Annotated in this window: 16 protein-coding genes; 5 read left to right on the top strand and 11 right to left on the bottom strand. The window is 60.9% G+C overall.

What is annotated here, in order from left to right:
- Together E1N52_RS39945 and E1N52_RS39950 are read left to right on the top strand one after the other, a co-directional pair.
- Window positions 1-235: integrase core domain-containing protein (locus tag E1N52_RS39945; RefSeq protein ID WP_133190276.1), on the top strand; the 235-nt coding region annotated here is incomplete at its 5' end.
- A complete protein-coding gene (locus E1N52_RS39950) occupies window positions 232-1,290 on the top strand; it encodes a DASS family sodium-coupled anion symporter (protein ID WP_246089426.1) in 1,059 nt (352 codons plus the stop codon). The genes E1N52_RS39945 and E1N52_RS39950, both read left to right, overlap by 4 nt.
- A gap of 94 nt (window positions 1,291-1,384) precedes the next feature.
- Here E1N52_RS39950 and E1N52_RS39955 read toward each other — a convergent pair whose 3' ends face one another.
- Window positions 1,385-2,011: a TetR/AcrR family transcriptional regulator gene (locus E1N52_RS39955; RefSeq protein WP_133190278.1), complete on the bottom strand. Its 627-nt coding sequence runs from the start codon at window positions 2,009-2,011 to the stop codon at window positions 1,385-1,387.
- A gap of 123 nt (window positions 2,012-2,134) precedes the next feature.
- Here E1N52_RS39955 and E1N52_RS39960 point away from each other — a divergent pair, with 123 nt between their 5' ends.
- Window positions 2,135-2,638, top strand: coding sequence for a DinB family protein (locus E1N52_RS39960; RefSeq protein ID WP_133190280.1), 504 nt, complete (start codon window positions 2,135-2,137; stop codon window positions 2,636-2,638).
- 122 nt (window positions 2,639-2,760) lie between these two features.
- Here the strand turns inward: E1N52_RS39960 and E1N52_RS39965 are convergent, their stop codons facing one another.
- Window positions 2,761-3,102 carry a BON domain-containing protein gene (locus E1N52_RS39965; protein ID WP_133190282.1) on the bottom strand — a complete coding sequence of 114 codons (342 nt, stop codon included), beginning with the start codon at window positions 3,100-3,102 and terminating at the stop codon, window positions 2,761-2,763.
- A gap of 200 nt (window positions 3,103-3,302) precedes the next feature.
- Between E1N52_RS39965 and E1N52_RS39970 the strand changes: the two genes are divergently transcribed.
- Window positions 3,303-5,189, top strand: a complete 1,887-nt coding sequence (locus E1N52_RS39970; RefSeq protein WP_133190284.1) for a pyruvate kinase — start codon at window positions 3,303-3,305, stop codon at window positions 5,187-5,189.
- Window positions 5,190-5,580: 391 nt separating this feature from the next.
- A complete protein-coding gene (locus E1N52_RS39975) occupies window positions 5,581-6,765 on the top strand; it encodes a porin (RefSeq protein ID WP_133190286.1) in 1,185 nt (394 codons plus the stop codon).
- Window positions 6,766-7,019: 254 nt separating this feature from the next.
- On the opposite strand, the gene E1N52_RS39980 is transcribed toward E1N52_RS39975, so the two are convergent.
- From E1N52_RS39980 to phnG, 9 genes are all read right to left on the bottom strand, one after another.
- Window positions 7,020-8,441 (bottom strand): MFS transporter, encoded by a 1,422-nt coding sequence (locus tag E1N52_RS39980; protein WP_133190288.1) that lies wholly within the window; start codon window positions 8,439-8,441, stop codon window positions 7,020-7,022.
- A gap of 135 nt (window positions 8,442-8,576) precedes the next feature.
- Complete coding sequence (phnN, locus tag E1N52_RS39985; RefSeq protein WP_133190290.1) at window positions 8,577-9,134, bottom strand: phosphonate metabolism protein/1,5-bisphosphokinase (PRPP-forming) PhnN; 558 nt, start codon at window positions 9,132-9,134, stop codon at window positions 8,577-8,579.
- Window positions 9,135-9,144: 10 nt separating this feature from the next.
- Complete coding sequence (locus E1N52_RS39990; RefSeq protein WP_133190292.1) at window positions 9,145-10,299, bottom strand: alpha-D-ribose 1-methylphosphonate 5-triphosphate diphosphatase; 1,155 nt, start codon at window positions 10,297-10,299, stop codon at window positions 9,145-9,147.
- Window positions 10,296-11,018, bottom strand: coding sequence for a phosphonate C-P lyase system protein PhnL (phnL, locus tag E1N52_RS39995; RefSeq protein ID WP_133190294.1), 723 nt, complete (start codon window positions 11,016-11,018; stop codon window positions 10,296-10,298). Before phnL ends, E1N52_RS39990 begins: the two co-directional genes overlap by 4 nt.
- Before the next feature lie 9 nt (window positions 11,019-11,027).
- Window positions 11,028-11,858, bottom strand: a complete 831-nt coding sequence (locus E1N52_RS40000) for an ATP-binding cassette domain-containing protein (protein WP_133190296.1) — start codon at window positions 11,856-11,858, stop codon at window positions 11,028-11,030.
- Window positions 11,855-12,775 carry an alpha-D-ribose 1-methylphosphonate 5-phosphate C-P-lyase PhnJ gene (locus E1N52_RS40005; protein ID WP_133190298.1) on the bottom strand — a complete coding sequence of 307 codons (921 nt, stop codon included), beginning with the start codon at window positions 12,773-12,775 and terminating at the stop codon, window positions 11,855-11,857. The genes E1N52_RS40000 and E1N52_RS40005 overlap by 4 nt, the downstream gene beginning before the upstream one ends.
- Window positions 12,772-13,902 carry a carbon-phosphorus lyase complex subunit PhnI gene (locus tag E1N52_RS40010; protein ID WP_133190300.1) on the bottom strand — a complete coding sequence of 377 codons (1,131 nt, stop codon included), beginning with the start codon at window positions 13,900-13,902 and terminating at the stop codon, window positions 12,772-12,774. The genes E1N52_RS40005 and E1N52_RS40010 overlap by 4 nt, the downstream gene beginning before the upstream one ends.
- On the bottom strand, window positions 13,902-14,477 hold the full coding sequence (phnH, locus tag E1N52_RS40015; protein ID WP_133190302.1) for a phosphonate C-P lyase system protein PhnH: 576 nt from the start codon (window positions 14,475-14,477) through the stop codon (window positions 13,902-13,904). Before phnH ends, E1N52_RS40010 begins: the two co-directional genes overlap by 1 nt.
- Window positions 14,470-14,946 (bottom strand): phosphonate C-P lyase system protein PhnG, encoded by a 477-nt coding sequence (gene phnG, locus E1N52_RS40020; RefSeq protein WP_246089427.1) that lies wholly within the window; start codon window positions 14,944-14,946, stop codon window positions 14,470-14,472. The genes phnH and phnG overlap by 8 nt, the downstream gene beginning before the upstream one ends.
- Between the last annotated feature and the right edge of the window lie 46 nt (window positions 14,947-14,992).

Genomic DNA, 14,992 nt, shown 5'->3' on the forward strand with positions numbered 1-14,992 from the left:
GTCGATGGACGGCAAAGGCGCCTGGCGCGACAACGTGTTTGTCGAGCGCGTGTGGCGCAGCATCAAGTACGAAGAGATTTATTTGAGAGCCTACGAGTCGGTCAGCCACGCCCGGCGCTCCATTGGCCAATACATTGAGCTGTACAACCGCAAACGTCCTCATTCGAGTCTGGCGGATCAGACGCCCGATGAGGCATACTTCGCGACGCTGCCAGCGATCAAATCGGCAGCATGATCGCCCCGGACGTTCCACTTAAAAATCGCGGGACCCTGTCCGAACAAGCGGCACCACCTCTCTTCACGCCCTCCAACACCGCGCGCAGCGGCGGAACAATCTTCCCCGTCATCCGCAATTTGCCACCTCTCTATGACTCGAAACCGAACGATCCATCAGCGCGACGCATTGGTTCGTACATCATGTGGACGGCCATTGCGACCACGTGCGTCACGAGTTCGATGTTTCTCACCGCGCTTGCACCCAACCTGCTCGCCGCAGAACTGATCCGGAAAACGGTCAAGGTCGACTTGAACTGGATGCAGTGGTTCATGGCTTTCGCGCCCGCCGGCATCCTGCTGCTGCTCGCCGTCCCGCTCCTGACCTATGTGCTCTACCCACCGGAAATCAAGCAAGGCAACGAAGTGCCGGCCTGGGCCGCTGAGGAACTGCGCAAGATGGGACCGCTCACCCGACGTGAATGGACACTGGGGGTGCTTGTGCTCATTGCATTGGCGCTCTGGATCTTTGCGGACAATTACGTCAATCCGACGACCGCCGCCCTCATGGTGATCGCGATCATGCTGGTAACGAAGGTCGTCACATGGGACGACATGCTTGCAAACAAACAGGCGTGGAACACTTTCGCATGGTTCGCGACGCTGGTTTCGCTGGCAGACGGGCTTAGCAGGACCGGCTTCGTCAAATGGTTCGCCGATCTGATGTCCCATCACATGAGCGGCTTCTCGCCCACGATCGCGGTGGTCATCCTGGTGCTGATTTTCTACTTCACGCATTACTTGTTCGCCAGCATCACCGCACATACAACGGCGATGCTTCCGGTCATGCTGACCGTAGGCTCGACGATTCCCGGCATGCCGATGGAGGCATTCGCGCTGCTTCTGGCCTTGACTCTGGGGATCATGGGTATCCTCACACCTTACGGAACCGGACCAAGCCCTGTGTACTTCGGCAGCGGTTATCTGCCTGCTGGCGATTATTGGAGACTCGGTGCCATTTTCGGCATCATCTACATCGTCGTGTTCCTCGTGATTAGCGTGCCGCTGCAGCTTTGAGGGCGATGCATACACAGCGACCGCGGCGAGGCAACAGGCGCTGTGTACGATTCCCGCCCCCTCTATACAGCGAGTGGGACAGTGGGACAGATCCTCATCCCTTCAGATATCCGGTCACGAGGCGCGCCGCCTCCTCCACGAGCGCATCCATCGTTTCGTCCGAAAGCATCCTGGAATAGTGCAGCACAGCGTTGTGTGTCAACGCCTCTATGGCCGTCACACATACAAAAGACGCGAGCCCCAAGTCGTTGATACGCAGTTCGTCGCGGTGCCTCTCTAGATAGGTGCTGAACAGGGTAAAGTTCTCACGGTTGAACGTTTCCAGGTTCTCAAGCTTGCCCACGCGCGGAATCTGTTCCGCGAGTACGCGATGCAGCTTGGGATCGACCCGGTGAGCCTTAACCGCAACCGCGACGAGTTTGTGCACCGCGTTGTCGACCGATTCGGTCAAAACCCCCGCCAATTCGCGGCGGACCGTCTGCATGATCTCCTGCTGGTGGCGCTCGATGACGGCAGCAACGAGTGCCTCCTTGCTGGGGAAATATTGGTAGAGCGAACCAACGCTCACTCCCGCCACTGCTGCGATTCGGTTGGTGCTGGCCTTGTCGAACCCTTCGTTGACGAGAATGCGAGCAGTTGCTTCAACCAGCGCATCGACCGTCGCACGAGATCGCCGCTGAGTGGCGATTTTCCTGGGTTTTGTGATCGGTCTGCGTGCCATTTTTCCACGCCGCCAATGCGAGTATAAAAAGCGAATGATAGCTCGTACATTACCCAACATGGCAATGCAAGACGGTACCTTGCGCAGCGTGCGCGATGCGCAAAACTCTCAGGAAGTCACGACATGCACGACACCTTGCAACATCTGTTTCGATACAAGGCCTGGGCAAATGACGAGCTGCTGACCGCGCTGGCCAGGCTTGGGGCCTGGCGTCGACTCACCCTTACCCGTCTGGCCATCAAGGCCCTGAGCCACAGCTATGTCGTCGACCGGATCTTCGCCGCGCATCTGCAGCGAAAGGCTCATCCTTATACTTCAGCCAACCTGAGCGAGTTGCCAACGCTGGACGATCTGGCTGCGGACATCAGGACGTCCGATCAGGAATACATCAAGTACGTGTCCGGGCTCGATCGCGACGCCCTCGCGGAACGGATCGATTTCGTGTTCACCGATGGTGCCCCGGGTCGCATGTCCCGGGAGGAAATGCTCGTGCACGTCATCAACCACGGCACCGGCCACCGCGGCCAGGTCAGCGCCCTTATGCTGCTCAACGCCGTTTCACCGGCGAGAGATGGTTTCACGACCTGGTTGCATGAAGCGGAGGCGTCGACGAGAGGACGAGGCTGAGGCGTGGACGACGCCCTTCATATGGCGGAGCAAACCGAAGTGTGAGTGCGCGCATGGCCGGCGAGCGTACGCTCGCCGGCCATGCGCGCTCATTTACGCGGTTCGTTGCACGGACACTCAAACTACTGGCCCGGTTCTTTGATGGTCAGTGCGTTCTTGACCGAGGTCACGCCGGCAACACCCTGAGCGACTTGAGCGGCTTTGTCGACCTGCGAAGAATCCGGAACGGTACCTTCCAGCGTCACCGCGCCACCGCGAGCGCGAATCAGAATGTTTTCCACTTTGATGTCCTTCGCGTGATCCAACGCGGCGCGAACTTTCTTTTCCAGTGCGTGGTTCGCCTGCTTCGACGATTGCGAAGTAGCCGGCGCCGTGCCAGCTTCGTTCCCCTGCGCCCATGCGCTGACCGAAAAGGCGACGATCAATGCGCCGCCGGCCAGCCTGATTGCCTGAATAGCCTTCATTCACTCTCTCCTTTTTTAGCGTTGCGACGAATCCAAACGGTGGCCTCACAGGTAAACAAACGAAACGTTGGACAAACGATGACAATTCGTCGCGGATCTGGGCAAACGCCACCCAGCCATGGGGCTGCCATCGCTCAATATAGGCGATTTCACGGGACTGTCACGCTGCCCGCATACGGTGAACGCCGGAGGTGCCTGCGATGAAAGTCACGCGCGCAACAGAAAACGAGACTCCCTGGCAGATCCGGCTCGCTCAGGCGAAACGCGGCGTCGAGGCGTTGCGGCTCGATGCGCGTGCGGCAGAAAGGGAGTTCGACGCCGAAATCCTGTTGACGGCGCCATCCCTGCGCGAGAGTGCCGTCAATCTCGCCCACTACCTCGCCGTGCGCCGCCACGACGTGCGAACCCTTCAGGAAGAACTCTCCCGCCTTGGACTCAGCTCGCTCGGACGCATGGAAGCGCATGTAATGGCTTCGCTTCAGGCCGTGCTCCGCGTACTTCACGTGCTTCTCAGCGAGCCGGTTCCTGACGAACTCATTGAGGATTCGCCGATCACCTTCGAGAGCGGTCCCGCGCTGCTCGCCGAGCACACGAATGCGATCCTGGGAGCGGCGCCGCGCGGGCGCCAGACCCGGATCATGATCACGATGCCGGGCGAGGCGGCTGACGACCCGGACCTGATTCGCAAACTGGTTGAAGGCGGCATGGGAATCATGCGGATCAATTGCGCGCACGACGCGCCGCCGATCTGGGAGCGAATGGTCAGGCATCTGCGCGATGCGGAGCGCGAACTCGGCAGGCGCTGCCTCGTTTCGTTCGATCTCGCGGGCCCCAAGCTCCGCACTGGGCCGATTTCGCCGGGTCCGGCTGTCATCAAGCTACGACCGACCCGCAATGCCATGGGACAGGTGCTCGAACCCGCCCGCGTGCGACTGGTGGCGCGCGACACTCAACCCAATGCGGAAGATGCGATCCCAGTCGACGCAGCGCTGCTCGACAGCATGCAGCCCGGCGATACCATTGCATTTGTCGACGCGCGCAATCGCAAGCGGGTGCTCCGCATCACTGACGTTCGTCCGGGCGAGTGCCTGAGCGAGATCGACCGCCCGGCATATATCGTGCCGGGAACGAGCCTCACCTTGCGACGGGACCATTCTTCGATCAGCAAAGGCTACGTGGGTGCACTGCCCGCAATCGAACAATGGATCCCGCTGCAGGTCGGCGACATTCTCGAGGTCGTACACGGCGAAACGCCCGGTCGTGATGCGCTCTACGACGAAGACGGGCGGGTCGTCGAACCGGCCCTCATCTCGTGCGCACTTGATGAAGTGTTCCGTGGCGTGCGCGCCGGTGAACCGATCCTGTTCGACGACGGCAAGATTCAAGGGGTGATCCGCGGCGTCACTGAGGACAGATTGCAGGTCGAGATTACGGGGGCAGCGGGTGGCAAGGCGAAACTCCGGTCCGAGAAGGGCATCAACCTGCCGGAATCGAAGCTCGCGCTGCCTGCGTTGACGGCCAAGGATATCGAAGACCTGGCGTTCGTCGCCAGGCACGCGGATGCCGTGGCGATGTCGTTCGTTCAGCACCCAGGCGACATCGACGAACTGCTTCGCGAGATCGGCAAGCTCGACGCCTCGCGTCTGGGCATTATGCTCAAGATCGAAACGAAGATCGCCTTCACCCGGCTGCCGGACCTCCTGCTGAGAGCTATGCGGCATCCGCCTGTCGCCGTGATGATTGCCCGTGGTGATCTTGGCGTGGAGGTGGGCTTCGAGCGGCTATCCGAAGTGCAGGAAGAGATGCTTTGGCTGTGCGAAGCGGCACACGTACCGGTTATCTGGGCGACGCAGGTGCTCGAATCGCTGGCCAAGGGCGGGATGCCTTCGCGCGCAGAGGTCAGCGACGCAGCGATGGGAAGCCGTGCCGAATGCGTGATGCTCAACAAGGGGCCTTACATACTTGAGACACTGGAGTTCCTTACCAACGTGCTGGAAAGGATCGAGGAGCACCATCATAAGAAGACTGCACTCCTACGCGAATTGCACGTGGCGAGCAGAGGCAAGCAACGTGCGTCGGGCGCATAGTCAGTTCGTGCTTTGCAAGTGCATCGAGAGAATGGACCTCGATGCAACTCATGTTTCCATCCCTGCACATTAGCCCGCACAGGGCGAGCCTTATTGGCATAAATCGTCAGGACATATTGTTCTGCGTCGTTTCAGCAAAACTCGACAGCGTCCCCGCAGGAAACGCCTACTTAACCAATGCTGTTGCGGTGGTACAACTCGTTATGGAAACGAATGCGGTTGCCACTCGTCTCGCCACAGGTCGCAAAGTCAATTCGCATCTCAATTGCTGCATTTTTATGAACGAGTCAATTCGTTTGCGGCATTTATTTTCAAGGGCGATTTAGTTTCTGTGCCGGACACGCCTTTAGACTGGCGCGAATGTTTCTTTCACGTCATCGGGTGTCATCTCATGAAGAAGATCTCCATTGCCGTTGCCGTTTGCGCAGCATCTGCAGCGTCCGCTGCCAGTGCACAGAGTTCGGTCACCCTGTACGGCCTGATCGACGCGGGCATCTCGTATACGAACAACGTTCAGAACGGCGCGCCCAGCCACGGCAGCTCGCGCGTCGCACTAGGAAGCGGCAATATCAGCGGCAGCCGCTTCGGACTGCGCGGCAGCGAAGACCTCGGCGGCGGTCTGCATGCGATCTTCGTGCTCGAAAACGGCTTCAACGTCAATAACGGCACATTCGGCCAGGGTGGTCGCATGTTCGGCCGTCAAGCATTCGTTGGCCTGAGCACCGATCAATACGGCGCCCTCACGATGGGCCGCCAGTATGACTCGATGGTCGACTATGTCTCCCCGTTGTCCGGCACCGCCGGAACGTTCGGCGACTCGGGCTTCGCGCACGTGTACGACAACGACAACCTGCAACATACGGTCCGCTTCAGCAACTCGGTGAAGTTCGCGAGTGTCGACTACTCCGGCTTCAAGTTCGGTGGCATGTACGCGTTCAGCAACAGCACCAGCTTCGCCGTCGATCGCGCATACAGTGCTGGCGTGAGCTACAACAACGGCCCGCTGCGACTGGCCGCGGCCTACCTCCAGATCAACGGCTCGGCAGCCGCGAGCACCCCCTCAGGAACAGCGAACCAGAACGTTGCGGCTGACCCCAGCGAGTTCAAGTCGACCGCCGGCGGCGGCAACCTGACGGCGGACGTGCAGCGCACGGTCGGTGCAGGTGTCGGCTATACGTTCGGCCCGGCGGCGATCAACTTCGTCTACACGCATAGCCAGTACCAGAACACGTCCGCGTTCGGCCTGAACCCGGTGAGCGGTTCAACTCACTTCGACAACTATGAACTGAACGTCAAGTACGCGCTCACGCCGGCGTTGAATCTCGGCCTGATGGATACGTTCACGGACGGTCATCTGAACGGTGTGAGCAAGGCGAACTTCAGCTCCGATCCGAAGTGGAACCAGGTCAATGCGATTGCGCGCTACTCGCTGTCGAAACGCACGGAAGTGTACGGTGAAGCGATGTACCAGCGCGCGATTGGTCACAATAACGTCGCTGTGATGTACAACGCCGGCGGTTTCTCGGCGACGAGCAATCAGGTGATGGCTGCGATCGGCATGCTGACCCGCTTCTAAGCGCACGTCAGCACCTGCAGCCCGCGCGCTACGGAGATTCGCATCCCGCCGTTTTGAGCGATCGGCGTAGTGGAACGGACGACTGTTGTCGTTGAAAAAGCGTCAGCTCGCTCGCATTGGCTCGACTTCCTTGTGGTTCGATTTTCGCCACGTGGGTTAGACGCTAAACATTGAAGCCGGAATGAAAAGGGCCGCAGAGATTTCTCTGCGGCCCTTTAAATTTCCAACCCTCTGCGCTTTACGCGCTCCAACTATTACCGCGCCGCTGCTCCCGTGAGTGCATCTTCGCTACCCTCCTCCAGCGAAACATTCCGGGTTTCGCGTCCTTTGATCCACCAGATGGCGGCGGCGACCGGACCGGGCAGTGCAAGCGCCAGCAGTACGAGCAACGGCGCGGAAGGTGTGCCAGTCGAACTGAAGGCACTCGTCAACAGCAGCGGCGTCACCATCGCGCCCACTCGACCGAAAGCAACGGATACGCCCAAGCCCGAGGCGCGCAGCCGTGTCGGCAGGATTTCAGCTGAAACCACGTAAGCCGAGATATAGCCCCACGTCACGCCGAACTGGATCAGGCAGTAACCGAACACCATGGAAGGCAGCGTTTGTGCGAAGTACACCGCGAGAATCGCAAGCACCGTAAACGTGTAGCTCGCAAACAGTGAGGAACGGCGCCCCCACGACTCGAGCACACGCGACGCCAGCAGACCACCGAGCAATGCCGCTACGTTGCCGTAGATGTAGTAGATCGGCATGGCTTCAGAAGGCACTTTCATATACGGCAGAATAACGAGCGCCATCAACGACAGTACGCCATAGACGACGACGGCCTGCGAGAAGTTCAGCGCACTGGCGAGGCTGCACGAACCGCGATAGCGTCCGGCCAACTCACCAATGTTGCGCCAGAACGTGGGATGTACCGGCACGATCGTCGTGGGTTCGTAGCGCTTCTTCGCTTCCGTTTCCGCGCTGATTCCTGCGCCCTTTGCATAGACGGCGATTTCGTCGACGATCGCTTCGGCTTCGGCCACGCGCCCTTGCTGCAGCAGCCAGCGCGGCGATTCGGGAATCACGCGGCGAATCCAGAAGAAAATCAGCGCCATCGTGGTACCCAGACCAAAACCTACCCGCCATGCCAGGTCAGGCGACAGGTGATTGAGCGCGTAGTACGAAACAACGGCCGACAACACGGCACCGAGCGGAAAGCCGGAGAGGATCAGCGAGTCGGTACGTCCGCGATTGCGGCGCGGAATGAATTCGCCCATCGTGGCCGTCACGGCGGAGTACTCACCGCCCACGGCGAGCGCGGTCAGCGCCCGGAATATGAGGAAGGATTCGTAATTCCACGCGAAGATGGTTGCCACGCTGAACGCGGCATACCAGAGGAGCGTGGCGAGGAACAGGCGTTTGCGGCCAAAACGATCCGCCAGGTAGCCGAACGCGACCGCGCCGACCAGAATGCCGAGCACCCACACGCTCACTGCCAGTGAGCTTTGGGCTGCGTCCAGGTGCCAAAGCGCCTTGATCGTGCCGAACACGCTGCCGATGATATTGGTTTCAAACGAGTCAAGCGTCCAGCCTACGCCCAGCGCAACCGTAAGCAGGGTATGGAAGCGGGTCCACGGCATGTGATCTAGCCGGGTTAAAGCGTCGGTCTTGATGGGGGTTCGGGAAGTCATATTGATGTACTCCTTTCCTGATTTGGCACTTTATTTGTAATACTAAGTAAATTGAAATATCAACGACACATTTGAGCTAACGCGCGGGTTACCTGGCCATAGCGCTCCTCGTGAGACGGGCGGACGTTACGCGCATCACGATGGCTCCGCGCAACGCAGAATCAGCGAAATCAGCGCCTGCCCAGCCTGCTCGAGATCGCCGTCATTCCGGATGATTTCCACCTGCCCGGACGACCGCTCGAGCAACCGATTGCGCTGCAGGCGCTGTGCGACTTGCTCCGGCGTTTCGCGGCCGCGCGCCAGAAGGCGTTCACGCAGTACCGCTTCCGGCACGGCGATCTCCACCGGGACGAGATACGGGTAGCGTGCGCGCGCCTGCGACAGGTATTCGCGCGATCCGTTCATCACAACGGTCAACCCTTTGTCCAGCCAGTGGTCGACCTCGGACCCGATGCCGTATTGCAGCCCGTTGCTCGCCCAGTCCAACGCAAACAGGTTCGAGTTGCTGCGCGCCGCGAACTCTTCCGCACTCAGCGCGACGTGATTCTCGCCACCGGCGTCCGCTGCGCGCGTGATGTAGCGATGAGCGAAGCAGATCCGGGCATGGCCGGACAACTGTTCGCGCGCATAGCGCAACAGGCTGTCCTTGCCACTACCGGAAGGGCCGCTTACATAGATGAGCATGCCTGACATCGAACCGTCCTCAGTGATGCACTCGGCTCGCGCCGAGCACGAGCTTGCCGCGAGACCACACCAGGTCGGCATGCGGCAGCCCACCTAAGTGCCGGACTGCGACCAGATCGGCGCGCTTGCCCACCGCAATCACACCGCGGTCATACAGCCCGGCAGCCCGCGCCGGGTTGCGCGTCACGAGCGCTACCGCATTCGCGAGTGAAATGTCCGCGATCTCCGGCAGCTTGAACGCGGCCGGCAGCAACGAGGCAGGCGAGTAGTCGCCGCACAGGCAGTCTGCGACGCCTGCCAGCACGGCGTCGAGCGCGCGCATGTTGCCCGACTGCGACTTGCCGCGCAGGATGTTCGGCGCGCCGAACAGCGTGGCAGTGCCGTGGCTGCGCGCGGCCTGAGCCGTTTCCAGATTGATCGGAAACTCCGAGATCGTCGCGGCGAGATCGCGCATCACTTCGACCTTGGTCGCCGAATCGTCGTCGTGGCTCGCAATCGCGACACCATGGGCATGCGCCAGTGCAGCAAGCTGCTGCATACGCTCGAGCGCACCTTCCGCTGCCCCCACCTTCTGCTTCATGATTTCGTCGAGCGTGGCATCGTCGGCTTTGTAGACGTTCGAAAGATAAGTGCGGAACGACTCCACGTCGCGAAACTGACCCTGGCCCGGGCTGTGATCCATGAACGAGATCAGGTCGATCACGCCCTCTTCCATCAGCGCCGACAGAACCGGAAGAGCGGTGATGTCGGTTACCTCAAAGCGTGCATGGAACTTGTTATCGACTAGCGCATGCGCTTGCCAGGCGTGGATCGAGCGGCCGAGCGCGGCTGCCGTCGCGTTGTTACGCACGCCGAGCTCGCGGTTCGCGAAAGAGAGCGCATGAAATACCGTGGTGATGCCCGCAGACGCGTTGCGCTTGTCTGCCTGCGCGCAGGCGAAGTCAAACGGAAAGTGCACGCCCGGACGAGGCTCAACCTCTTTTTCCAGCGAATCGCAATGCAGGTCGATCATCCCCGGCATCAGCGTATGGTCTTGCAGGTCGATCACCACTGCGTCGCCAGCATGCTCGGGATCGAGTGCGGCGATCTTGCCGTCCTCGACGAGCACGGCGAGTTTCTGGCGCACCTCGTCAGCGAGAACGACGGTGGCATTCGTCAGGATTTGGCGGCTCATTGCGTGGTCGCCTCCGAAAGCGTTTGGCGTACAACCGGCGGTGCCAGTTCGATCACCTGATCGGCAAGGCGCGCCACCAGGTCGGGATGGTGGAAGATCGCGAGCATCGCCACGCCTTCCGCCTTGATCGCCTGCAGGATCGCCACAACTTTGTCGGTGGTGCGTGGATCGAGGCTCGCGGTCGGTTCATCCAGCAGTAGCAGGCGCGGGCGAGCAACGAGGCCGCGCGCGAGGTTAACGCGCTGCTTTTCACCACCTGAGAAGGTCGCAGGCGGCACTTCCCAAAGACGCTCGGGCACGTTCAGCGCATCGAGCATTCCACGCGCCTTGTCGCGCGCTTCGGCACGCGTCGCGCCGCGCACGAGCAGCGGTTCCGCCACGACGTCGACGGCGGCCCGGCGCGGCAGGCAGTGCAGAAACTGCGTGACGAAGCCGATCTCGAACTTGCGCAGCGCCAGCACTTCGTGCTCGGACGCCTGCGTGAGGTTGACCGTTTCGCCGGCATCGGTGCGGTACAACACGCTTCCGGCGTTCGGCAGGTAAGTCCGGTAGACGCACTTGAGCACGGAAGACTTGCCCGCGCCGGTCGGGCCGATCAGCGCAGACAGCGTGCCAGGTTCGACGGTAAAGGACACGTTCGCGCACGACGGAATCGTCTTGTTCTGGTCGTGCAGCGTGAAGTGTTTGCTCAGGTTTTCAACAGTGAGAATCGCGGACATGGATTTACCTCAGAGAGCGGAGGCCACAAGCCGCTGCGTGTACGCATGCTGCGAGTCTTCGAGAATCTGGTCGGTCAGTCCCGACTCGATGATGCGGCCGTACTTCATCACGATCGTGCGGCCCGCGAGCAGGCGGATCACACCGAGGTCGTGCGTGACCGCGATCATTGCGGTACCGAGTTCCTGCTGGATCTCGAGAATCAGGTCGAGAATGCGCGCCTGCACAGAGAGATCGAGACCGGTGGTCACTTCGTCGAGGAACAATAGCGGCGGGCGCGTGGCGAGCGCCTTCGCGATCTGCACGCGCTGCTGCATGCCGCCCGAAAACTTCTTTGGCGATTCGTCCATGCGCTCGGGCAGCACCTCGGTGCGCGAAAGCAGATCGCGCGCGCGTTCACGGATTTCGCCGTACAGCGTCACGTCGTTCATTAGCAGACGCTCGGCGATGTTGCCGCCCGCCGACACATTGAAGTTCAATCCAAGATGCGGGTTCTGATAGACCATGCCGAAACGATGGTTGCGCAACCAGCGCTGTTCGGCGGCGTTCGCTGCAAACAGGTTCGAGTCGTCCTCGCCGTCGAAGAAGCGCGCCGAACCCGAAGTCGGCTTCTCATCGAAATAGAGCGTTTTCACGACAGTTGACTTGCCCGAGCCCGATTCGCCCATGATCCCGAGGATCTCGCCGGGCTTCAGGTCGAAGCTGACATCGTGGGCGGCCACCACCGAGCCGCAATGCGGGCAGATGTTGGTGTCCTGCTCCGGCCCGGTGCTCTCGATACATCGTTCGCAGCCCGAACCATGAATTTTGGTCAAGCCGCGCACTTGAAGAATGGGACTCACTGTGCGGCTCCTTCAGTCGTTGCCTCGGCCTTCGCATGGGTGTGGCCGTTGCGATAATCGTTGCAGTAGTCCGAATCCGAGCACTGGTACGACTTGCCACCGTCATCGCCGATGATTTCGTCGAGGAAGCTTTCGGTCGAGCCGCAGCGCACGCAAGCGCGGCGCTGGCCGTGCTCGTCGCGGAAATCTTCGGTACGGAACGGCACGTCGTCGAACGCGAGCGGGACCGCACGCGTGTACGGGGGCACCGCGTAGATCTTCTTCTCGCGGCCCGCACCGAGCAGCACAAGCGCAGCCGACATGTGCAACTGCGGCACGTCGTAGCGTGGGATCGGGCTCGGATCGATCACGTAGTGGCCGTTGATACGGGTCGGATAGCGATGCGAGATCGTGATTTCGTCGAACTGCACAATGTCTTCGTACAGCTTGGTTAGCAGGCGCGAATAATCACCCTCGCCGTGCATGGTCTTGCGCCGTGCCTCCGAGGGTTCCACCACGACCAGCGGATCGGGATACGGAACCTGCAGGACCAGGATCTGCTTTTCGGTCAGCGCCACTTCGGGAATGCGGTGACGCGACTGGATCAGCGTGGCTTCACCGGTGTGCTCGGTTGTTTGCACGCCTTCGCAGGTCAGTTCGACGAAGTGGCGCAGATTGACCGCGTTCACCGAGTCATCCGAACCCTGGTCGATCACCTTGAGCGTGTCGTCCGGTCCAACGAGGGACAGCGTGAGTTGCAGACCACCCGTACCGAAACCGCGCCCCATCGGCATTTCGCGCGACGCATACGGCGTCTGGTAGCCCGGCACACAGATCGCCTTGATCACCGCGCGGCGAATTTCACGCTTCGCGTATTCGTCGAGAAAGCCAAAGCTGTAACCCGCCTCGTCGAGCGGAAGTTCGTAGCGTTCGTTCATTGCTCGACCCCTTGCACCTTCTGTTCAGCCTCTTTGCTCACGGCCTTTTCCTGCGTCGTGCGCAACCGGTCCATGTCCGACTGGAACGTGACGTAGTGCGGCATCTTGTAGTGGCTTGCGAAACCCATCGAATCGACACCGTCGATATGCAGCAGCACGAATTCGGGGTCTTCCGATGGATTGGTCGGGCCGTCACGCATGCCGTTCTGCAGAGAGCGGTCGAGCACGGCCATCGAGATCGCCTTGACTTCGTTGTGGCCGAAACACGCGCCATAGCCGAGCGTGAAGACGGGAGGCCCGTCGCTGTCGCCGCTTTCGTACATCGCCACCATCTCGCACTCGGTCATCAGCACTTCGCCCGCTTCGACAAGTTCGCCTGTGACGGGATGGGGAATCCGCACCGGCACGTAGCCCACGCGCAGTTCGGCAACCGTCGGGTGCACGTCGCCGTAGCCGCGCATGTTCGAGTAGGCGATCGCGAGCAGCGAACCCGTTTCGGCACGCGCCATCGTTGCGAGCGCTGCGGAGCGCGGCACCGGGAAGATCAGCGGGTCGCGCGTGACGTCGAACGGTTCGGCCTTCGACGGCTGGAGCTTCGGCAGCAGCCCTTCCTCACGCAGCGCGTCGACCACCTTCGGGAAGGTGTCGGGCAGGTCGCTTTCATCGATCGAGTCGAGGAACGTGCGTGCAACAGAACGAAACGCTTCGGGCGACTCGTTGGCGAGATCCAGACGCATCAGGCGCAGCGCGTAATCATTGGTCGGCCCGAGCATCTGACCGCCAGGAATGTCTTTGAACGCACTCGAGATGCGGCGGATCACGCGCATTTCACCGGTATGCTGTACGGGTGCTTCGAGCAGGCGAGGTTTGGTCGAGCGATACGCGCGCAGTGCAAACGCCGCTTCGAGCGTGTCGCCGTGCATCTGTTTGATGGCGAGCGCAGCGAGACGCGGGTGATACAAACCACCTTCAGAAACCACGCGCGAGGTGAGCGAACGGAGTTGGTGTTCGATGGTCTGCAGGGTCAACGGTGTGCCGTGCTCACCCTCAGCCGTGCGAAGTGCTTCGACAACATGCTCCGCGCCCTGGATTGCCCGGCCACCGCCCTTGATAGCTACATAACCCATTACCGGTCTCCCTCTGCGGCAACCTTGATCGTTCTGGGCAGTGCGACCACGCTGCGTTCGCCCAGAAGCACCACATCGACACCGAGTGGGAAACCGCTATTCCATTTCCTGCGCAGCTTCCACCACTGCAGGTCGATCCCCGTCACCTGCAGCGAAGTGCTGCTTTGGATGCCAGGACCGCTGAGGATCAATCCAGGTCCTTGCTTGATTTCATCCGCGATCAGAATGAGTGTGGCGCCCTTCTCCGGGCTTTCGAGCGTGCCGAGTGCAAGCTCGAAATCGGCTACCTGACTGCCCGGCATAACGACGAATTGCGCCTGATCCGCACTGGCCGACTTCGCACCGAGTCGCTGACGGTCTGCCGCACCGACCAGCTCGCACGGGTCGGCCAGCGTCGTTGCGGGATCGGCCAGCGTGGCAAGCACGAGGGGCAGCACGTGCCCGGCCTGCGTTTCGAGTTCGACGATGCGGCCGGGATAGGAAAATGCGTCCACGATGCGGCGGAATGCGCGCTGCTGAATCAGCGGGGTCCAGTCCGAAGGGTGCGAGACGATACGCGTCTGCAGCTTATTCATCATCGTCCTCTTGCGCGGCGAGCAACGAGAAGTCCACGCGCGTTGCCGCCAGCAGTTTCTTGCGATTGGCAGCGGTGGCTTCGACAGCACGCTTGCCTTCGTGCAGCAGTTTCAGGGCATCTTCGTGCCCAGGCCAGGCGACGGCAGTTACCGCGTCGAGAATCGCGAGCGCGCGAATCAGGCTGGTACGGTCGTCCATGACAATCGCGGCGCCTTCCGCGGTGCCGCCTTTGGGGTCAGTCAGGCGCACATGCGCCTTGGCGACCGGAATCTCGCCGAGGTAATACGTCTCGCCCATGGCAGCGTCGGCGAGCGGCACGAGGGCGAGGCCGGATTGGGGGATTTCCAGGTCTTCCACCTGGAATTGCTCACTGAGGCAATGCGCGAGTTCGCGAATGCGCTGTGCCGGGACGTTCGTCCAGTAGCGCATCCAGTCGCCGCGCGCTGGCTGCGGCGATTTCGTTTCCATTAGTAATCCTTTCTAATATCCATATGAATGGAGAGATATAAAGATC

This window comes from Paraburkholderia guartelaensis, assembly GCF_004353905.1.
In the GTDB taxonomy this organism is placed as follows: domain Bacteria; phylum Pseudomonadota; class Gammaproteobacteria; order Burkholderiales; family Burkholderiaceae; genus Paraburkholderia; species Paraburkholderia guartelaensis.